The sequence below is a fragment of the Nocardia sp. 852002-51101_SCH5132738 genome, assembly GCF_001665695.1.
Classification (GTDB): Bacteria; Actinomycetota; Actinomycetes; order Mycobacteriales; family Mycobacteriaceae; genus Nocardia; species Nocardia nova.
Map to the genome: position 1 here is coordinate 37,060 of NZ_LZML01000159.1, position 18,462 is coordinate 55,521.

Below are 18,462 nucleotides of genomic sequence, written 5' to 3' on the forward strand. Positions count from 1 at the left end.
CGAACCGGCGTCCGCGGCGGGAGGCGCGCACGTGGGAATACCGGTGATGCGCGGTATGCGATCATCGGTCCGGTGTTCGTGATCCATTTCGCGGCGGCCGCCACCCCGCGGTCCCATGGCTGAGCTGTACGGGCGCGCGGCCGATACCGCGGCGATCGCCGCCCTGCTGGACCGGGCCCGCGCGGGAGAGAGCGGCTGGCTGGTCCTGCGCGGCGAACCCGGAATCGGTAAAACCGCCCTGCTCGACCACGCCGCCGACCTCAGCGGCGACCTGCGGGTGCTGCGCGGCGTGGGGGTGGAAATCGAGGCCGAACTTCCGTTCGCCGGACTGCAGTTGCTGCTGCGGCCGGCGCTGGCACATCTGCCCGCCCTGCCGGTGCGCCAGCGGGCGGCGCTGGAGGCGGCCCTGCGCCTGGGCGACGATCCCGGCGGCGATGCGATGCTGGTCGGATTGGCGGTGTTGTCGCTGCTCACCGAATACGCCGGCGAGACCGGGCTGGTCTGCCTGATCGACGACGCACAGTGGCTCGACCGTGCCTCACTGGACACGATCCTGTTCGCCGCCCGGCGGCTGTACGCCGAGGGAGTCGTGATCATCCTCGCCGCCCGCGACGGTGCCGCGTTCGCCCGGGCCGCCGATCTGCCCGAACGCCGCATCGCCGGGCTCGACTCCGAGGCCGCCGCCGCGCTGCTCGGCCGTCGCGCACTGCCCGCCGGGGTACGCCGGCAGGTCCTGGCCGAGGCACAGGGCAATCCGCTGGCATTGCTCGAATTGGCCGATGCCACCCGCGGCGAGGGGCCCGGAGCGGCCCAACCCGCCGCGCTGGCGTTGACCGATCGCTTGCAGCTGGCCTTCCACGGCCAGGTGAGCCGGATGCCGAAGTCGACGCAGGACGTGCTGCTGATCGTCGCGGCCGAGGAGTCCGGCGAATTGTCGGCGGTATTGTGCGCCGCGGCCGCCGTCGGCGCCGGAATCGACGATCTGGCCCCGGCCGAGGAGGCAGGACTGCTGGTGCGCGGCGAGACGGCGGAGACGATCGCCTTCCGCCATCCGCTGATCCGGGCCGCCGTGTACCAGCGAGCCCCGCTGGGACAGCGAGTGGCCGCGCACCGCGCACTGGCGGCCGCGCTCGACGGTCCCGCCGACGCCGACCGCCGCGCCTGGCACGCCGCCGCCGCGGCCACCGGCCCGGATACGGAAGTCGCCGCGGCCCTGGAGGATACGGCCGCGCGTGCGCTCGCCCGCAGTGGCCACGAAGCGGCCGCCGCGGCCTACGAACGCGCCGCCCGGCTCACCGCGGAGCCCGGACTGCGCGCGCACCGCGAGGCGCTGGCCGCCCAATCCGCCTTGAACGCGGGCGATCTGGAGCGCGCCGCGGGGCTCGCCCGCCGTGCGGTCGGAAGAGCCGGTGCGACAATCGAATTGCGGGCTCGCCTCGCGCATGTCGAAGGTCTCGCGCACTTCTGGCAGGGCCGTTTCGCGGAGGCGGACGCCCTGCTGCGCGACGGCGCCGCGCAGGTCGCCGACCGCGATCCCACGCTGGCGGCGACCATGCTCGTCCAGGCCCTGCACACCGGCTGGTACCTGGGCGAACAGCATGTCCGCGACTGCGTGGCGCAGTTGACCGCCGTGTCGCTGGCCGACACGGATCCCCTGCGTCCGGTCGTGACCTATATGGCGAGCGTTCTGGATCCTCGCGACACCGCCGGCGCGCCACCGGAATTGACGCAAACGCTGGAAGAATCCGCGCGGCGCGGACCGATACCGGATCAGGTGCGGCTGATGCTGTGCGGCGTGGCGCTGGCCAGCGGCCAGGATGCCGCCGTCTACGGTCCGGCCGACGCGCTGACCCGGGATTATCGCAGCGCCGGTGCCGCCGGCCGCCTGCCGACCACGTTGTTCTTCGCCGCCGAAGTGGAGATCTTCACCGGTCGTCTGCGCGATGCGCGAACCACCGCCGCCGAGGCGCTGCGGCTGGCCGAAGATCTGGGCCAGCGCCAATGGGTCAGCCAGCTCAGCAGCGTCCTCGCGCATATTCACGCCGCCGAGGGCGACGAGCAGCGGTGCCGGCAGTACGCCGAGGCGGGGCTCGCCGACAGCACACCGGGTTCCGTCTCGCCCGGTGCGGCGTGGGCGCATTGGTCGCTGGGTTTGCTCGAACTCGGTTCGGGCCGAGCCGAATCCGCGCTGTCGCGCTTCGAGCGGCTGACCCGCGACCCGCTGCGCCATCACCTGTGCGCGATGCGCTCGATACCCGATCTGGTCGAGGCGGCGGTGCGGGTCGGCGCCGCCGGCCGGGCCGAACCCCACGCCGATCGGCTCGCCGACTGGGCCGAGGCGGTCCGGCAGCCGTGGGCCGAGGCGCTCGTCTTGCGTTGCCGCGCACTGCTGTCCGATGACGACAGCGCCGAAGCGCATTTCACACGGGCGCTGGGGCTGCACGACCGCGAGGCGCGGCCGGTCGAATACGCCCGCACCGCGCAACTCTACGGCGAATGGTTGCGCCGGGCCCGCCGCAAGAGCGAGGCGCGAACGGTGCTGGCCGAGGCGCTGGACATGTTCGAGCGAATCGGCATGCGCCCCTGGGCCGAACGCGCCCGCACCGAGCTCGTCGCGACCGGCGCCGCCCCGGGAGGGCCCGGCACACCATCGGGTTCGCGACCCGCGGTAACGGGACTCACCCCGCAGGAATTGCAGATCGCTCGCCTCGCCGCCCAGGGCCTGTCCAATCGCGATATCGCCGCCCAGTTGTTCCTCAGTCATCGCACCGTCGGCTACCACCTCTACAAGGCGTACCCGAAACTCGGGGTCACCTCGCGCGGCGAGCTGAAAACCATTGCGGAGCAACTGCATTGACGGATGCGGACATGCCGCTGCCCCCGGTGGCGAACACCGGGGGCCGCGATTGTCTACTTGCGGAGGCGAGGCGACGGGAGCAGTTGCACCAGCACCGCGGTGAGCAGGCACAGCAGCGCCATCGGCACCAGGCTCGCGACGAACGCCGGGACGAATCCGCCGGGCGCTGCGAGCCGGTCGTAGAAGACGATGCCGACCACCGCGATCCCGACCGCGCCACCGACCTGCTGTGCGGTGGCCAGCACGCCCCCCGCGGCGGCCGCGTGCTCCGGCGTCACGCCCGCCAGCACGATGCCGGGCATCGGCACCAACGCCAGGCCCATCCCCGCCCCCGCGACGATCATCGCCGGCAGCAGGTCGAGCACCGAACCGCTGCCGCCGAGTTCGTGCGCGGTGAGCGCGAGGAGCAGATATCCGCCGGCCTGCAGCATCGCCCCGACGGCGACGACCTGCCGCCCGATCCGTGCCGCCACTCGCTCCGACAGCATCGAGGTGCACAGGTACGCCGCGCCCAGCGCGAGGAACAGCAGGCCCGACCCCAGGGCCGACAGGCCGCGCCCCTGTTGCAGATACAGCGCCAGGAACAGGAAGAACGATCCCATGGTCATCTGGTAGCTCAGCGCGATGATCGAACCGACCGCGAACGAGCGTTCGGCGAACAGGGCGGGATTCACCAGCGGCTCCCCGCCGCGGGCCGCCGATCGCCGTGCCGCGGCGACGAAGACGGCGACCAGCACGGCCGCGGCGGCCAGTGAGATCCACGTCCACAGCGGCCAGCCCTGTTCCCGGCCCTGGATCAGCGGCAACACCACAGCCACCAGAGCGGTCGCGATCAGGCCGACGCCGAGCCGGTCCAGCCGGGTGCCGCCGTCTCCGCGTGATTCGGGAACCAGCCGGGCCAGCACCGCGAGGGTGAGCGCACCCACCGGCACATTGATCCAGAAGATGGTGCGCCAGCCCAGTCCGAACAGATCGGCCTGGATCAACAGCCCGCCGATCAGCTGGCCGAAGACCGCGGCCAGGCCCATCGCCAGCCCGTAGGCGGCGAAGGCGCGCACTCGGCGCGCGCCGGTGAACACCACGCTGATGATGCCCAGAACCTGCGGCATCAGCAGCGCCATCCCGGCGCCCTGCGCGATCCGGGCGGCGACCAGTTCGCCGGCGCCCGCGGCCAGCGCGCAGGCCAGCGATGCGACGGTGAACACCGCCATGCCCAGGCCGTAGAGCCGGCGGCGGCCGTACAGGTCACCGAGTCGCCCGCCGGTGATCAGTCCGGCCGCGACCGCGAGGCCGTAGCCGGCGACCACCCACTGCATGGTGGCGCTGCTCGCGTGCAGGTCGGCCTGGGTATCGGGGATCGCGACGTTGACGATGAAGAAATCCAGAGTGGCCATGAAGATCCCGGCCAGCAGGACGAGCAGGGTGGCGCGTGCGGGTGGTGCGCTCGCCGGGCGGGTGCCGGAGGCGAGCAGGGTGGGTGTGGACATGGGTGTTCCTCGGGGATTGTGCTGCGGGACAAAGGGGTTCGCTCAGCCCTTGACGAATTCCAGGAGATCGTTGTTGAACTCGGCGGCGTGCGAGGTGTAGAGGCCGTGACCGGCGGTCGGGTACTCCTTGTAGACGGCCTGCGGCATCAGTTCGGCGGTGCGCCGGCCGGTGACCTCGGCGGGTGCGGAGAAGTCCAGGGCGCCGTGCACGATCAGCGCGGGAACCGTGATGCCGCGCAACGCTTCCCGGTTGTCGCAGTGGAAGACCGCCTGCTGCATGTGCAGCGTCGCCCACGGCGCGGTGGACAGGCACTGACGGTAGGTGACGTCGACCTGTTCCGGCGAGACGTCCGGGTTGAGGTGGGTGTTGAAGTAGATCTGCGACTGGCGGGCCAGCCACCGGCCGCGATCGGTGCGCACACTGTCCAGCAGCGCGTCGAGCATCGCCTCCGGGATGCCGTCGGGGTTGTCGTCGGTGGCCTTCATGAAGGGCAGGATCGCCGCGAGGAAAACCACTCGGGCGACGCGGCTTTCACCGTGGCGGGCCAGATACCGGGCGATCTCCGCGCCGCCGGTGGAGTGCCCGACCAGGGTGGCGTCGTGCAGGTCGAGATGATCGAGCAGGGCACCGAGATCGTCGGCGGTGGTGTCGATGTCGTAGCCGGTGGACGGGCGATCCGAGCGGCCGTGGCCGCGCCGGTCGAGGGCGATGCAGCGGTAGCCGCGATCGGTGAAGTACGGAATCTGGTACTCCCACATCTCGGTGTTGAGCATGGCGCCGGCGACGAAGACGATCGGCTCGCCCGTGCCGTAGTCCTCGTAGGCGAGGGTGGTTCCGTCGGTGGTGGTGAAGTACATGACCGGTCCTTTTCTGGGAGGGGAGAGAAGTGTCGGGGAGGGATCAGGCGCCGGTGGGCACCTTGTCGAGGAAGCCGAGGATCTGGCGGATGCGGCCGTCGTCACCGAGCACGGCGACGTCGAATCCGATCACCAGCGGCTCCTCACCGGGCCGGCCCAGGTGCCAGGTGAAGCGGGCGATGCCGTGGTGGCTGTCGATCGGGCCGCCGAGACCGAAATCCAGTCCGGCGAACTGCTGCTGGACCGCGGCGACGGCCGCGTCGAGGCCGGCGTGACCGCGCACCGACACCAGCGGATCGGTGTACTCGGCGTCGTCGGTGAGCAGGTCGGCGATCTGCGCGCCGCGGGCGGTGGGATCGGTCTCGTTCCAGACGGCGAGGTAGCGTTCGACCAGGTCGTTGATGTCGCTCACGGGATTCTCCTTCGTGGTGGTGACGTTCCGACCACAAAGTTATGGAGTTCCGGGCGACCGGGAATCTGTCGCGCTTAAGTACTTTCGACGGTAGTGCTCTACCGGTCGGCGGCGGGATCGCCGAGGCGCCGCGACGGGTGCACGGTGGCGGCGGGCTGTCCGGTGGTGATGCTGTCGGCCAGTGTGGCGCCCAGGACCGGGGCCAGTTTGAACAGATTGTGCCCGGCGAGGAAGGTGGCGGCGCCGTCCTGCCAGGCGGCCAGACCGTCCTCACCCCACGGCAGCCGGGTCACCCAGCAGTGCACATAGCCGTCCGGTTCGGGTGCGAGTCCGGGGAGTGCGCGGCAGACGTAGCCGGCGGCGCGGTCGGCCAGCCCGGCCAGAGCCGCGGGATCGACCGATCCGCCGTCGCTGCTCGGCACGGAATCGCTCAGTCCGAGCCCGTACTGCGTGTTGCCGGGGAAGGCGGCGGCGTAGATGCCGGTTTCGCCGAATGCGCCGCTGCTGTCCTGCAGCGTGGCGAGTGTGGTGGGCGGCGCCGATCGCGGGCGGAAGGTCACCCGGACGTGCGCTGACACCTGGACCGGCAGGGCGAGGCCGAGTGACCGGGCCAGCGGCGCGGTACCGCGGCCCGCACAGACGACGACGCTGCCGAATTCCGAACAGGTTGTGCCGGTGCGTACTTCGACGGTCCCGGCGGCGGTGTGCCGCAGCGTGAGGACGTGGTCGGTGACCAGCGCATCGCGCAACCGATCGGTGAGTGCGTCGATCGCGGCGACGGTGCGGATGGAGCCGCCGGTCGCGTCCAGCATGGCCGGGCCGTCGTAGTCGGCCAGCGGTGGCAGCCGGGTCGCCAGCTCCTCGGCGTCGATACTGCGGGCGTCGACTCCGGGCGTCCGCCGCAGGATCTCCAGCTTGTCCGCGACGCCGGCCCCGAGCGCGACCGCCCCGTCCCGCGAAATCAGTTCGATGCCGAAGTCGCTTTCCCACTCGCGCCAGATGCGACGGGCGGCCACCGCCATCTCGACCAGCCGGGGATCGGTGTGGGCGTGGCGGAAGATCCGGGACTGACCGGCCGATTGACCGCCGCCGGGCCGGCCCGACTCGTACACGGTGACCGAGAGCCCGGCTCGGCGTAGCGCGTGAGCCGTGGCCAGGCCGACGATTCCGGCTCCGACCACGGCGACATCGGTTGCGGCACCCATCTCCGCGGACTACCCGCCCCCGCGGTGCGCAATCCCGGCACGGCGCCGGCCGATGGACGGGGATTCAGTATCCGGCGAGCAGCGCGCGCAGCCGGCCCAGTTCCTCGGGGCCGGCGCTGCTGTGCCAGCGCGTCGGATCGGCGGGGCGGCGGCCCCACAGGAACAGCGCGCGCACGGCCGGATCGCTTTCCACCGTCGCCTGCCCGTGCGGCGGCACCAACTCGATGGAGTTGCCGTCCGGCTCGGCGACGACCAGGACGTCGTCGGTACCCGGTGCGCGCAATCGGCCCTCGATGCGGCCCTCGGGGCCGAAATCGATATCCCTGCTGCCGCGCGCGAGCAACGGGAGGCCGACGTCGCGCACACTGTGGCGAGTTATCCACGGCTGCATGAGCATGTCGATCGCCGTCGCGTCGTCGCCGGTCATATCCCAGCGGTGCAACACCATCTCCTGACGCATGTGCTCGAGGAAGAAGTCGGGGGCGACGGTTCGCCCGGTCCAGCCGATCGCCTCCAGCGGAGACAGCGTGTCGATCACCTCGGCGGTTTCGACGAGTTGTTCGCACCGGTCCACGAACGCCGCCCACAACTCGGCGTCCGGCATCGCGCGGTAGGGCGCCTCCCGCTCCTCGAAACCGCGGGTCGGCACCGGGCTGCCCGCCGCGTGGGCGGCGAGCACCCGGGCAAGCTCCTCCGCGTTGCCGGTGTTGTGGATCAGGACATCGCGCACGGTCCAGCCTTCGCACCAGGTACCCGCGTCGGGCCGGCGCGACTGTACGGCGCGGGCGAAGGCCTCCCATTCCGGCAACGCCTCGGCGGCACTGTGTGAAACCATCGGCTTCTCCTCCGACCGGGCCTTTCGGAGCCCGGTGTCGCGGCGGATCCGTTCTGATCCGGGCATACCCTGCGGCTGCCGGATGTCACCGGACGATTCGGCCGCCCGGCCCGTATTCCTCGATGATCCGGACTATTTCGGCGGCGACCAGCCCGGGCCGCTCGGTCGGCACCATATGGCCACATCGCTCGGCGACGACATGCCTGCCGTGCGGGCGTGCGGCCCGCCGTCGGTGCGCGGCGTCGATCGCCGCACGCGAGCGGGCCGAGATACCGGTGGAGGGCGAGTCGGCGGACACGATCGTGACGGCGAGCTCGCGTCGGTCGGGGTCGGTGCGCCGCAAAAGTTCGAGATCGGTGGTGTGACAGGCTAATTCGGCGGCGCGGGTGCGCATCGCCGCGACCGTGAAGCCCTCGGCGCGGAAGTCGGCGCGGGCATCGGCGGGCAGCGCGGCGAGGACGTCGCGATAGGCCAGTCGCAATGCGCCGAGACGTGCGAGTGCGGCGCTGAGCCGCTGCCCGGTCCTGGCCGCCCGGCGCGACGCCGCGGTGAACAGCTCGTCGCAGAACTCGTCGGTGGGATCGACCAGCACCGTGCCCACGATTCGGTCCGGTCGGTCCGCGGCGGCGACTCGCACGATCGGGCCGCCCCAGCTGTGGCCGACCAGTACGAGCCGCGGTGCGGCGAAGCGCTCGGTGAGGTGGTCGAGCAGATCCACGAGGTCGTCGGCCAGGCGCCGGAGTCCGCGCGGCGCGGTGTCGGGGGCACTGCGGCCCAGACCACTGCGGTCGTAGACGACGGTCGCCGCGTAGTCGTCGAATTCTCGCTGCACCGCCGCCCAGTACGAGCGGGTGCAGGCGAGTCCACTCTCGAAAACGACCAAGGGCGAACGGTTTTCGTTCCGTCCCGGCCGATGCATGTAGTACAGCCGGCGCCCGTCGCGGGTGGGCGCCGTGCTCGCCGCGCCCTGGCTGTGCGGTGCGGCCGGATCGGCTCGCTGTCGTACGGATCGTCCCGGCCGAGTCCCCTGTGTGCTCCCAATCACATTGGTTAGCCTAACCTCGAGCTGGCACCGAGGTGGTGGCGAGGGCCCCGCTGGAGCGATGAGCGGGTCGCTCGCCACCCGAGTGCGCCCTCGGCCGGATCGGGTTCGGGGGCGCGATCCTGGGCACTCGCCAGAAGACCAGGAAGGTGTCGATGGGATGAACCAACTGCAGGATCTCGTCACCGGCGCGGCCGGGTCGCCATGGGTGTATTTCGCGCTGCTGGGCGTCTGCATCGTCGACGCGTTCTTCCCCCCGGTCCCCAGCGAATCGGTAATCGCCGCGCTGGCCGCCATCGGCAGTTCGACCGGGAAACCCTCGGTGTGGCTGCTGATTCTCGCCGCCGCGGTCGGCGCGATCATCGGCGACAACCTCGCCTACACGATCGGCCGCGCCATCGGCACGGATCGGTTCGCGTGGATGCGCAAGCCGAAGATCCGGCGGGCGTTCGACTGGGCGCGCGGCATGCTCGACAAACGAGCGGCCCTGCTGGTCATTACCGGCCGCTATATCCCGGTCGGTCGCATCGCCGTCAACATGACGGCCGGGGCCACCGAATACCCTCGCCGGAAATTCGTGCCGCTGACGGTGATCGGTGGTGTCAGCTGGGCGGTGTATTCGGTGGCGATCGCCAGTGCGTTCGGGCGCTGGCTGCGCGATCAGCCACTCCTGGCCGCCGTGATCGGCATCGCCTGCGCGATCGTCCTCGGCTTCCTCGTCGACCGGATCGTGCAGCACTTCTTTCCGGGCACGGGTGAGGAAGAATCCGGCGACACCCGTCACGACGACAGCCGGCGAGAGGACGAGGCAGGGGAGCGGGCGGAAGCGCGCCGGGGACAAGGCTCCTGACGCTCGCGGCGGTGACTTGTTCGCGCACAGTCAGGGGAAGGCACGGACATGGACACGATCACGCACGCAGGATTCGTCTTCGACGTCACCGATACGCCGCCGACTCGGGCAGCGAAGCGGCGGACACCGTGTTGCTGCTGCACGGATTTCCGGAGGATCGCCACTGCTGGGATGCGATGACACCCGCACTCACCGCGGCGGGCTATCGGGTGCTGGCACCGGACCTGCGGGGTTACTCGCCGGGTGCGCGCCCGGTGGCGCGTTCGGCTTATGCCACGGCTCGCATGACAAGTGACGTGTACGCCCTGGTGGACGCGGCGGGCGTCGAGCGCTTTCATCTGGTCGGCCACGACTGGGGTGCCGCCCTCGCGTGGTCCGTCGCCGCCGAGCGGCCCGCCCGATTGAAGTCCCGACTCAGTCGGGTGGTTCCTGGGCGTTCTCCTCGGTGCCGACATCGTCGGCGACCTCCCGGGTCGCCATCCCGCCGTTGTCGCCCTCGTCCACCGGTCCGGGCCGCCCGCCCCGCGGTTCCTCGGTGTCGTCGTCGTTCGGATGATTCGGATGGGACATGATGCGTCCTTTCTCGAGGTTCGTAGCGGACTACCTCGACAGCCGAGCGGCAAACGCTAGAGCGAGATCAGCAGCACCCCGGCCGCGACGATCAAGGCGGCCCAGACCATCAAGACGAGGACGGCGGAACGGTCGTCCTCGGTGTCGTTCGGGGTGGCCCGGCGGCGACGGTGGGAAGCGGTGATCGAAACGTTCACGAGCTCTCTCCTTCCGCGATCGGTCGATACTCCAGACCTACCCCGAACCCCAAGCGCCACAACATGTCTCACTCGAGTGGCATATGGGTTGTCTCACAACATCCGGAAACCCGGTGGCTTCGAACGTCTTCCGGAACGCGCTCACCAACCGTTGATGTGCAGCACCGAGTCCGGATCGACGCGCGGGCCGGGCCGGAAGTCGGTGCCCTTGGTGTAGGCGACCGGGAGGAGCACACCCTGACGGACGTCGTCGGGAATGCCGAGAATCTGCGCGACCTCGCGCTCGTACTGCAAATGCAGTGTGGTCCAAGTGGTTCCCAGGCCGCGTGCGCGTAGTGCCAGCGCCAGGCTCCACGCCGCCGGGAGCAGCGAACCCCACAGCCCCGCCTGGTTGTCGGGCAGCGCCCCGCTGGTGCCCGTGCTGATCGCGCCGATCACCAGCACCGGGACCTCCGCCATCACCTCGCGCAGATAATCCGAACTGGTGGCGATGCGGGCGGCGCTCTCGTCGGCGGGTTCGCCCCCGGCCTCCCGGTAGGCCAGATGTGAGCGCCGGTAGTGCTCCGCGACCTGCGCCTTGACTTCCGGATCGGTGAGAACGATCCAGTGCCAATGCTGCCGGTTGCCTCCGGACGGTGCCTGCAAGGCCACCTCCAGCGCCTCGCGGATCACGTCCAGCGGTACGGGCCGGGTCAGATCCAGACGGCGGCGCACCGCACGCGTGGTGGTCAGCAATTCGTCCGGGGTGAGCGGAAGCAGTTCGGTCACTACGGGTCTCCTTCTGGGTCGGCGTATACCGTCCAAGGATGCCCGACGCGGGTTTTGTTCCCTGAGCCGAAGCGATGCGGTCCGCACCCGCGAACGGCGAAGCGCGTACTCCCGCCACACGGTGGGAGTACGCGCTCCGGAGAAAGGAATTCGCCGTCGCTAGAAATAATGTGCGCGGCCGGCGACCGGACGTCCGAACGCTCCGAGCAGGGCCAGGATCGCGCCGATCACGACGGCGATGATGCCCAGAGTCCAGAGGATCGGGATGCTGAAAACGAACCCGAGTACGAGGAGGATGACTCCCAGAATAATCATGTGAAACTCTCCCTTTGCCTTTTGTTATCCAGGCGCTGCCGCGTTCGGCCGTACTGCGATAACAAATCGCAGATACCCGGCCTCGAAGGCCGTAAACAGAACGTCTCGGGAGAGAAAGCGGCGTCAGGGCGCGCGGGCCAGCCACCGCCAGCGCGGCAGCTCGGTGCCGACGGTCGCGACCGCCAGTACGGTGACGAGCACGGCGACCCAGGCTGGCCAGGCGAACCAGGCGCCCAGCACCGCCGCGGCGATCAGCACCAGCATCATCGCGATGGTGGCCCAGCCCGGGACGGCGACGAGGACCTGCTTCTTGTCGCCGCGGGTCGCCAAGATCGCCGGGACGCCGATCAGCACGACCACCGCGATCACCGCCGCCACCACGGATCACGACGCCAGCGCCCACGGCGCCGCGACCCACGCGATCAGTTCGATGGCGACGCGCGCGATGGCCGGCCCGCGGCCCTGCTCGGTGAGATTCGGTGAGACATCCGCACGTTCGGACATGTCGCTCAGCCTCGCACGTCCACCTCCCGCACGCATGACGAACGCCGTGCGACTGCCTCAGCCGGGCGTTCGCGCGCCGGGAAACATGATCGGGCTGATCAGATAGGGCCGGCGATCCGGGCCGGGACCGTTGCCGCTGACCGAGGCGACGACGCGGCGGAACCCGTCGAGCATGGCGTTGCGCTCCTCGGGTGAAAGCCACAGCGTGCCTTGGCGATAGCCGACCGAGTCCGCGACCGGATCGGCGTCCGGCTCGGCGAGATAGGCGTCGAATTCGGCGATCAGGACGGCCATGGCGGTGGCGAATCCGCGGCGGTGGTCGTCGAGTGTCATGGCCGCGGCCGCTTCGGCGTCGATCACGGGACGGTCCGCGCGCAGCCGATAGGACCGCTCGACCGCACCGCGAACCCGCCGCTCGTCGGCGACCTCCAGGATGCCGCCCTCCACCAGGAGGCCGAGGTGCCGGTAGATCGTCGTCCGGGGCACGTCGTGCAGGCGGTCGCACAACTCGCCCGCGTTGCGCGGCGCGTCCCCGGACAGCGCGTGCACGATGCGCAGTCGCACCGGATGCAGAAGGAGATCGGCAGGGTCCATCGCTCAACTATCCCATTATTGGTACCATTTCCAAAGTTGGTATTGATCGAGAGGGGATTCGGATGCGGAACGTGCCAGGCGAACGAATGACGGTGCGCGGCATCGAGATCTATGTCGAGCAGGGCGGTGCGGGGGAGACCTGCGTGCTCTTCGAATCCGGCGCCGGCGCCGGGCGCACCCTGTGGGATCCGGTGGTGTCCCGGCTCGGCGATGTCGTGCGGACCGTCACCTACGACCGTGCCGGCCGCGGCCGCAGCGCCCGGGTGCGGCCGCCGCAGAGCATCGACGAGATGGCGGCCACGCTGGCCGCGCTGGTCGAGGCGCTGGCGCCGCGTCGGCTGATCCTGGCCGGGCACAGCATGGGCGGGCTGATCGTGCGCCGCGCCGCGGAAAATCTTGTGCCGCAGCCGATCGGTATGGTGTTGGTCGATCCGACTCCGGAAGCGGCTCCCTTCTACGCGGACTGGGCGGCGACCGCGGCGAAGACGGATCGCGTTCTCGCGGTGCAACAGTCGCTCGCCCGGGTGCGCCCGGTGATGCGGGTGCTGACGGCCTCCTACGGACGGATGTTTCCCGCCGACACCTACGAGACCATGCTGCGGGAGGATTTCAGCCCCGCCGGCATCGCCTGCACGCGCAGCGAATTCGATGCCTTCGCCACCGGCATCGGCCCGTTCCGGGACAACCCGCCGCAGCCGCCGCGCGGCGAGGTCGTGCTTATCTCCGCGCGGCGCGCCAACCGGTTGCATGCTCGCCACCACGACACCATTCGCGAGTACCAACGCCGATTCGCCGATCAGGTGAGCGGCCGATTCGAGGACGCCGACTCCGAGCACATCGTGCCGGCCGAGTGCCCGGATCAGGTGGCCGCCGCGGTGCTCCGGATGGCCGGCGCACCCGAGCGCGCGGTGTGACGAACGGTGCTCAGGAACCGAACATCCGCGCCAGCACCGTCACGACGCCGTCCTCGTGGTTGGCGGGTGCGAGGTAGCGGGCGCGGGCACGAACCTCGGGGTGCGCATTGGCCATCGCGAACGACCACCGCGCGGCATCGAGCATCTCGAGGTCGTTGAGGTAGTCGCCGAACACCGCGGTCCGGGCGGGCGGGATCCCGAGCGCCTCCTGCAGCGACTGCACCGCGCGACCCTTGTCCGCGTCACGGCTCATGATGTCGATCCAGTGGTGCCCGGACACCACGACCTGCTCGCGGGCGGCGATCGATCCGAACACCCGCTCGGCTGTCCGCTCGGCATCGGTGAAGTCGTAGATCGCCAATTTCAGCACCTTGTCGGTCACCGCGGTGAGGTCGTCGACGCGCTCGAGGCGGGCGTAGTATTTCGCCGCCTCGTCGACGAATGCCGGATCCGTACGCTCGATATAGGCGCTGTCCAAGCCGCACACCACCAGACCGAGCTCGGCGGCGGCGGGTGCTTCCCGCACCGCGCGCACGACCTGGTGCACGATCTCGACATCGAGGCAGGTCGCGGACACGGTGACGCCGGAATGCACGACGAGACAACCGTTCTCGGCAATGTACGAGACCTCGTCCGGAGCCTGCTCGAACAGGGCGGCGAGTGTCGCGTATTGCCGCCCGCTGGCCGGCACGAAGGTCACTCCCCGCGCCCGCATCACGTCGAGCAGCGGCCAGAACGTGTCGGGCACGGCACCGGAATCCGTGAGCAGAGTGCCGTCCATATCGCAGACGACCAGTCGCACATCCTGGTCACCGGGCGGGATCGAGGACCACGAGGGTGGTGCCGGGACCGTCGAACGGGCCAGGGCGCCACTGTCTTCCGGCATGTCATCCGTCGATCCGCTACGCACCTGCCCACTTTCGTCGTCGACCACGCCGCCCCGAACGCGCCACAGCGTTGTGCGAGGTCGTCGTGTCTGGTCTCTCCGTGGCCAGTATGTACGCCGTCCGGTGCGACGGTGCGATGCCCCCGGCCGCGGGCCCGTGCCGCGCATTGAGCCGCAGCGCCGCGCTCCACCTCGGCCGCATCCGGCCCGTCGGATTCTCAGCGGGCCGGTGTGTGCGCACGATAGGCGCGGGCGACGAGCGCGGCGCGGACCTGGAGCAGCCCGGACGGGGAGGTCGGATCCACTCCGATCAGCCGGCCGATGCGTTTGAGCCGGTAGTCGACCGTATTGGTGTGGACCCGCATCTCGTGTGCGGTGCGTTGCCGATTCAGTTCGTTGCCGCAGTGCCGCACCAGCGTTTCGGTCAGTTCCGGATGGTCGTCGAGCGGGTCGAGGAGGGTGCCGAGGATTTCCAGCGCCGGTCCGGGCCGCGTGAGCTGGTATTCGAGGGCCAGGTCGCGCATGCGGTAGAGCCCGGGCCGGCATCGCAACGCGTGCACGGTGTTCAGCAGTTCGTGGGCTTGGGTGGCCGCCGCGGGGACAGCCGCGCGGGCGGCGTGGACCGCGGTGGCGGTGATCGGTGTCCGAGTCGCCGTGGCCAGCGTGTGCACGACGTGATCGAGACAGCGGTCGGAACCGACGAACGGGTAGGGCAGCAAGACGGTGCCGCCGCTCGGGGACAACTGGAACAACACCGCGCCGTTGCCCATTCGTTCCAGGACGGCCCGGGCCCGGCGCATCGCCAGTCGCGCCTGAACGGACACATCGGCCGCCGGAGCGTGCCCGGCGGATTCGGCCGGCAGCGAGATCGCCAGCACGTGATAGTGGTCGGCGAGTTCCACTCCGCATTCCCTCGCCGCCGCTGCGGCGGACCGGCCGCCGAGCAGCGCGGAGGTCACCGCGTCGCTGCTCGGCCGGTAGTCCTCGGGCGCATCGGGGACCGTCGCCGAATAGGCGTCCGCGACACCGGTGGTCACGATTTCGAGGGCGTCCAGCACACGGCCGACCGACGTCATGATCGTGTCGAGGTTGTCGCCGGAAGTCCGCAGCGCCTCCAGGTGCAGCCGGAATGTTTCGAACACCGTGTGATGAACGGTCTCCAGGCTCGAGCCGCGCCGGGCCCAGCGGTCCGCGGCCTCGGCCAGTCGTGCGGCCGCGCTCGAACAGCGTCCACCGGAGGACAATTCGCGCAGCACCTCGTGGCAGAGCCCGGTGATCTCGTCGGCCGGTGTGGCGTGCGGCAGGTGTGGGCTCGGTGCCCGGGCGGTTCGTTCCCCATCGTGTTCGGCCCACTGGACGGGCAGCTGCTCGACGGACGACGGGGCCGCGGCGATCTCGACACCCATGGCAACCTCCAGCTGCGGTCCGGCGCACGTCAACCGCGGCCGGTTCTTCGACTCTCTACCTGCCGGCCTGGTGGCAACCATGTCGGCAACGCACGTATGTTACTTCATATTCACGCTCTCTGGCATTTTTGGTGAGACTGATCGAAGCAGGTAAGAGAGCAATTCGCTGTGCGTATCGGCTCAGCAAGTTATCATGGACTCGTTCAATGATGCCGCCGGAGCGAACGATCTCGTCGGCGGAATCCGCCGAGCCGGTGGTCGCCGTCGGAGCGACTGCGGCGCACGAACGGAGGTTTCGATGGGTTCGTTGAGTCCGACCCACTGGCTGATCATCGCACTGGTGATCGTGGTGTTGTTCGGCGCCAAACGCCTGCCCGACGCCGCCCGCGGTCTCGGCCGCTCGTTGCGCATCTTCAAGAGCGAAATGAGCGAAATGCAGTCCGGCGACTCCGGCCCACCGAACACCGCATCCCCGAGCGCCCCGGGTGCGGGTCACCGGCCGGCGCCCGCGGCACCGCTGCCGCCCGCGCAACCGGCGACTCCGTCGTCGTCCGCCGTGGAGGATCGTCACCCGAGCTGACCGGATCGTTCGCTGCGGCCGGAAGCCGCATGCTCGACGACACGTTCTCGAGGGCCCATTGTCGCCGCGCGACCGCCCCGGGACGCGCATCATTCGAAGATGCGGTTACAGCAGTCGAACGCTGCGCCCACGACCGAAGAGCGCGTGCGGCCGTGCGCGATGTATTTGCCAATGAATTGTTCTTGATTTTCTCGGATATTCGATCGGCTGGGTGTTCGTGACGGGGTGCCGGAAGGGGTCGGGCCCGGCGTCCAGGAGCTCCACCGCGCGTAGGGTGTAGACCCCGTCCGAAAGCGTTGAGTGGGACCGGTTCCGGAGGCGGGGACACCAGTGCGCATCCGAAGCGCTTGTCGAGACCGCTGTTTGACGATCCGGAAGCGGGTTATTTCCCAACTACACCAGTCCATCGATGTTGAGAATCGGTAGTAGCCATGATCGTATTCATCGGGTTGATCATTCTGTTCGCCGCGCTGGTCGTCGGAATCGCCGCAGCGTTGGCCAATTCCGGCGACACGCACGTGCTGGCGAGCGAATTCACCGTGTTCGGAGCCCATTTCACCCCTACTCAGAACGAACTGTTCGCCGCCGGTGCCGCGGTCGGTGCCGTCGGCATGCTCGGCCTGGGCATCGCCCTGAGCGGGGCGTTCTCATCCGCGCGCCGGCATGCGGAGATACGCCGCGAACTGCGGCAGTCGCGCCGCGAAATGACCGCCACTCGTCAGGATCTCGCGAAGACACCGCCGGCGCAGCCGGCCGTCGCGAAGACCGCGCCCGCGGAATCGGCGGCCACGCCGAAGCCGCGGCTGCGCAATCCCTTCACCCGGCGCGGGATGTCGCGCAGCGCGCAACCTCAACCCTGATCGCCGCACCGCGCGCGTGAGGAGGCCCGGAATACACTGAGCTACAGCGTATTCCGGGCCTCATCTCGGTCCGGACTCATGCGATGGTGTGATCGGTGGCCGTGCTCAGCCGATCGCGCAGAACGGCCGCTCCGGAACCGGAGAGGTCGTCGCAGTAGGTGATTCGGCCGGCCATCGCCATGGTCAGTGCGATCGTGCTGCCGGCGACCGGTGAACCGGTCCCGGCTGTAAAGGGGCCGTCGGTCGCCTCCAGCCGCAACCCCTCGATCCTGCTGCGGCTGGACACGGTGAAATTGCGTCCGGCGTAGAAGCGGGCGACCACGGTGGCGGCGTCCACGGAGGGCGTGCCGGACAGTCCGAGGGGGCGGCGGATGTCCTGCGCGTGGACCACCACCTCACCGAGCCAGGCCGCGGTATGTCCCGACGGCGCGACCGTGCTGGTGGCGACGACTCGAAACCGGGCCAGAGTTTCGGCGGGAGTCGCGCCCCGATGCTCGGCGAGTCGCCGATCGTTGTGCTCGTCGAAGTCGAACCTGGCGCCGAGCACACTCCGGAGCCAGCGAAACCGGCCGATGGTGGCCGTCGCGGTGAGGTGGGCGACGACCTCCTCCACCGTCCACTCCCCGCACAACGTCGGCCGGTCCCATTGCTGCTCGTCCAAGCCGGCGAGCTCTTCGGCCAGCGCTGCCCGTTCGGCCCGGACCATAGCCCAGATATCCGCGCGAGCGATCCTGTTCGACATCCACGACCTCCAGTCCGGGTGCCCGCGCCGCTGATCAACGGTGTCCCCGCAGGGCGGACGAGCGTTCCCACTACAGACGAAGGGGCGGAGGCGAATTCATCGGCTCGGCGGTTGCGATATCGGCGGTGTGCGCCCGAACCGTCGACCGTCTCGATTCCGGCACGTCACGAACGCTGCACGAACCTGAGGTAGAACGCGGCGAACACCAGCACGATCCCGATATTCACCAGCAGCCGCGCCCAGAAATGGTGTCTGAAGAACAGCACGTCCACGCCGACCACGACGGCCACCAGTGCGAGCACGTAGACAACAACGGTCGCCTGTCTTCCCATGACCTCTTTTCTACGCCGAGTAGCCGCCGTGGAAGAGGATTTCGAGCAAGGCGGCCCACGATCCGACCCCTCTACTCGGCCGCCGGTCCCGTGCTCGGGTCCTGAGCGTAGCCCGTCGCGGTGAACCCGCTCGCGATCGACGGCAGCTTGACAGCTAATCGGAAGCCTGCGTGGCGAAACCGGTCCCGGAGAGCGCGGAAGCGTTGCGGATCGCGTTCCGATCGGACTCTGCCACAAATTTGCCGATA

21 protein-coding genes and 1 pseudogene are annotated in these 18,462 nt (G+C 69.7%); 6 read left to right on the top strand and 16 right to left on the bottom strand.

Annotated features, from left to right (window positions below; all coding sequences use genetic code 11):
- Positions 1 to 115 precede the first annotated feature (115 nt).
- The gene (locus tag A5789_RS24605; protein ID WP_064906940.1) at positions 116 to 2,857 is read left to right on the top strand and encodes an AAA family ATPase; all 2,742 of its coding nucleotides are present in this window, start codon (positions 116 to 118) and stop codon (positions 2,855 to 2,857) included.
- A 53-nt stretch (positions 2,858 to 2,910) separates the two neighbouring features.
- On the opposite strand, the gene A5789_RS24610 is transcribed toward A5789_RS24605, so the two are convergent.
- The 6 genes from A5789_RS24610 to A5789_RS24635 form a co-directional block, all read right to left on the bottom strand.
- A complete protein-coding gene (locus tag A5789_RS24610; protein ID WP_064906939.1) occupies positions 2,911 to 4,344 on the bottom strand; it encodes an MFS transporter in 1,434 nt (477 codons plus the stop codon).
- Between the two features lie 42 nt (positions 4,345 to 4,386).
- Positions 4,387 to 5,202, bottom strand: coding sequence for an alpha/beta fold hydrolase (locus tag A5789_RS24615; RefSeq protein WP_063015762.1), 816 nt, complete (start codon positions 5,200 to 5,202; stop codon positions 4,387 to 4,389).
- A gap of 43 nt (positions 5,203 to 5,245) precedes the next feature.
- Positions 5,246 to 5,614, bottom strand: a complete 369-nt coding sequence (locus A5789_RS24620) for a nuclear transport factor 2 family protein (protein ID WP_064906938.1) — start codon at positions 5,612 to 5,614, stop codon at positions 5,246 to 5,248.
- Between the two features lie 98 nt (positions 5,615 to 5,712).
- Positions 5,713 to 6,819, bottom strand: coding sequence for an FAD-binding oxidoreductase (locus A5789_RS24625; protein ID WP_064906937.1), 1,107 nt, complete (start codon positions 6,817 to 6,819; stop codon positions 5,713 to 5,715).
- Between the two features lie 64 nt (positions 6,820 to 6,883).
- Positions 6,884 to 7,654, bottom strand: a complete 771-nt coding sequence (locus tag A5789_RS24630; RefSeq protein ID WP_064906966.1) for a maleylpyruvate isomerase N-terminal domain-containing protein — start codon at positions 7,652 to 7,654, stop codon at positions 6,884 to 6,886.
- A gap of 85 nt (positions 7,655 to 7,739) precedes the next feature.
- Positions 7,740 to 8,537 (bottom strand): alpha/beta fold hydrolase, encoded by a 798-nt coding sequence (locus A5789_RS24635; RefSeq protein ID WP_197516705.1) that lies wholly within the window; start codon positions 8,535 to 8,537, stop codon positions 7,740 to 7,742.
- Between the two features lie 319 nt (positions 8,538 to 8,856).
- Here A5789_RS24635 and A5789_RS24640 point away from each other — a divergent pair, with 319 nt between their 5' ends.
- Positions 8,857 to 9,546, top strand: a complete 690-nt coding sequence (locus tag A5789_RS24640; protein ID WP_064906936.1) for a DedA family protein — start codon at positions 8,857 to 8,859, stop codon at positions 9,544 to 9,546.
- A 128-nt stretch (positions 9,547 to 9,674) separates the two neighbouring features.
- Positions 9,675 to 9,944, top strand: a pseudogene (locus A5789_RS38075) (alpha/beta fold hydrolase); the annotation flags it as partial.
- Positions 9,945 to 9,960: 16 nt separating this feature from the next.
- Here A5789_RS38075 and A5789_RS38080 read toward each other — a convergent pair.
- The 6 genes from A5789_RS38080 to A5789_RS24655 all read right to left on the bottom strand — a co-directional run bounded on the left by A5789_RS38080 (position 9,961) and on the right by A5789_RS24655 (position 12,494).
- Positions 9,961 to 10,116: a hypothetical protein gene (locus A5789_RS38080; protein WP_227463019.1), complete on the bottom strand. Its 156-nt coding sequence runs from the start codon at positions 10,114 to 10,116 to the stop codon at positions 9,961 to 9,963.
- Positions 10,117 to 10,172: 56 nt separating this feature from the next.
- Positions 10,173 to 10,313, bottom strand: a complete 141-nt coding sequence (locus A5789_RS36875) for a hypothetical protein (protein ID WP_156055825.1) — start codon at positions 10,311 to 10,313, stop codon at positions 10,173 to 10,175.
- A gap of 141 nt (positions 10,314 to 10,454) precedes the next feature.
- Positions 10,455 to 11,081 (bottom strand): nitroreductase family protein, encoded by a 627-nt coding sequence (locus A5789_RS24645; RefSeq protein WP_063015760.1) that lies wholly within the window; start codon positions 11,079 to 11,081, stop codon positions 10,455 to 10,457.
- Between the two features lie 159 nt (positions 11,082 to 11,240).
- Positions 11,241 to 11,396, bottom strand: a complete 156-nt coding sequence (locus A5789_RS37435; protein WP_086007330.1) for a hypothetical protein — start codon at positions 11,394 to 11,396, stop codon at positions 11,241 to 11,243.
- Positions 11,397 to 11,519: 123 nt separating this feature from the next.
- Complete coding sequence (locus A5789_RS24650; RefSeq protein WP_197516707.1) at positions 11,520 to 11,765, bottom strand: hypothetical protein; 246 nt, start codon at positions 11,763 to 11,765, stop codon at positions 11,520 to 11,522.
- Positions 11,766 to 11,957: 192 nt separating this feature from the next.
- Entirely contained in the window at positions 11,958 to 12,494 is a 537-nt protein-coding gene (locus A5789_RS24655) for a helix-turn-helix domain-containing protein (RefSeq protein ID WP_063015759.1), read from the bottom strand.
- 71 nt (positions 12,495 to 12,565) lie between these two features.
- Here A5789_RS24655 and A5789_RS24660 point away from each other — a divergent pair, with 71 nt between their 5' ends.
- Positions 12,566 to 13,408, top strand: a complete 843-nt coding sequence (locus A5789_RS24660; protein WP_195063930.1) for an alpha/beta fold hydrolase — start codon at positions 12,566 to 12,568, stop codon at positions 13,406 to 13,408.
- Between the two features lie 10 nt (positions 13,409 to 13,418).
- Here A5789_RS24660 and A5789_RS24665 read toward each other — a convergent pair whose 3' ends face one another.
- Entirely contained in the window at positions 13,419 to 14,294 is an 876-nt protein-coding gene (locus tag A5789_RS24665; protein ID WP_064906934.1) for a Cof-type HAD-IIB family hydrolase, read from the bottom strand.
- A gap of 218 nt (positions 14,295 to 14,512) precedes the next feature.
- Positions 14,513 to 15,700 (bottom strand): CdaR family transcriptional regulator, encoded by a 1,188-nt coding sequence (locus A5789_RS24670; RefSeq protein WP_064906933.1) that lies wholly within the window; start codon positions 15,698 to 15,700, stop codon positions 14,513 to 14,515.
- 298 nt (positions 15,701 to 15,998) lie between these two features.
- Here A5789_RS24670 and tatA point away from each other — a divergent pair, with 298 nt between their 5' ends.
- Positions 15,999 to 16,280 (top strand): Sec-independent protein translocase subunit TatA, encoded by a 282-nt coding sequence (gene tatA, locus A5789_RS24675; RefSeq protein ID WP_064906964.1) that lies wholly within the window; start codon positions 15,999 to 16,001, stop codon positions 16,278 to 16,280.
- A 431-nt stretch (positions 16,281 to 16,711) separates the two neighbouring features.
- On the top strand, positions 16,712 to 17,140 hold the full coding sequence (locus tag A5789_RS24680; protein WP_082940929.1) for a hypothetical protein: 429 nt from the start codon (positions 16,712 to 16,714) through the stop codon (positions 17,138 to 17,140).
- Between the two features lie 76 nt (positions 17,141 to 17,216).
- Here the strand turns inward: A5789_RS24680 and A5789_RS24685 are convergent, their stop codons facing one another.
- Positions 17,217 to 17,882, bottom strand: coding sequence for a maleylpyruvate isomerase family mycothiol-dependent enzyme (locus A5789_RS24685; protein ID WP_064906932.1), 666 nt, complete (start codon positions 17,880 to 17,882; stop codon positions 17,217 to 17,219).
- Positions 17,883 to 18,046: 164 nt separating this feature from the next.
- The gene (locus tag A5789_RS37440) at positions 18,047 to 18,214 is read right to left on the bottom strand and encodes a hypothetical protein (protein WP_167356756.1); all 168 of its coding nucleotides are present in this window, start codon (positions 18,212 to 18,214) and stop codon (positions 18,047 to 18,049) included.
- Between the last annotated feature and the right edge of the window lie 248 nt (positions 18,215 to 18,462).

Bases quoted from the DNA above. Each gene is read 5' to 3' on its own strand.
- A5789_RS37440 (WP_167356756.1), bottom strand. From the start codon at position 18,214: ATGGGAAGACAGGCGACCGTTGTTGTCTACGTGCTCGCACTGGTGGCC.
- A5789_RS24680 (WP_082940929.1), top strand. From the start codon at position 16,712: ATGATCGTATTCATCGGGTTGATCATTCTGTTCGCCGCGCTGGTCGTC.
- A5789_RS24685 (WP_064906932.1), bottom strand. From the start codon at position 17,882: ATGTCGAACAGGATCGCTCGCGCGGATATCTGGGCTATGGTCCGGGCC.
- A5789_RS24625 (WP_064906937.1), bottom strand. From the start codon at position 6,819: ATGGGTGCCGCAACCGATGTCGCCGTGGTCGGAGCCGGAATCGTCGGC.
- A5789_RS24610 (WP_064906939.1), bottom strand. From the start codon at position 4,344: ATGTCCACACCCACCCTGCTCGCCTCCGGCACCCGCCCGGCGAGCGCA.
- A5789_RS24670 (WP_064906933.1), bottom strand. From the start codon at position 15,700: ATGGGTGTCGAGATCGCCGCGGCCCCGTCGTCCGTCGAGCAGCTGCCC.
- tatA (WP_064906964.1), top strand. From the start codon at position 15,999: ATGGGTTCGTTGAGTCCGACCCACTGGCTGATCATCGCACTGGTGATC.
- A5789_RS38080 (WP_227463019.1), bottom strand. From the start codon at position 10,116: ATGTCCCATCCGAATCATCCGAACGACGACGACACCGAGGAACCGCGG.
- A5789_RS24615 (WP_063015762.1), bottom strand. From the start codon at position 5,202: ATGTACTTCACCACCACCGACGGAACCACCCTCGCCTACGAGGACTAC.
- A5789_RS24640 (WP_064906936.1), top strand. From the start codon at position 8,857: ATGAACCAACTGCAGGATCTCGTCACCGGCGCGGCCGGGTCGCCATGG.
- A5789_RS37435 (WP_086007330.1), bottom strand. From the start codon at position 11,396: ATGATTATTCTGGGAGTCATCCTCCTCGTACTCGGGTTCGTTTTCAGC.
- A5789_RS24665 (WP_064906934.1), bottom strand. From the start codon at position 14,294: ATGCCGGAAGACAGTGGCGCCCTGGCCCGTTCGACGGTCCCGGCACCA.
- A5789_RS24605 (WP_064906940.1), top strand. From the start codon at position 116: ATGGCTGAGCTGTACGGGCGCGCGGCCGATACCGCGGCGATCGCCGCC.
- A5789_RS24630 (WP_064906966.1), bottom strand. From the start codon at position 7,654: ATGGTTTCACACAGTGCCGCCGAGGCGTTGCCGGAATGGGAGGCCTTC.
- A5789_RS24655 (WP_063015759.1), bottom strand. From the start codon at position 12,494: ATGGACCCTGCCGATCTCCTTCTGCATCCGGTGCGACTGCGCATCGTG.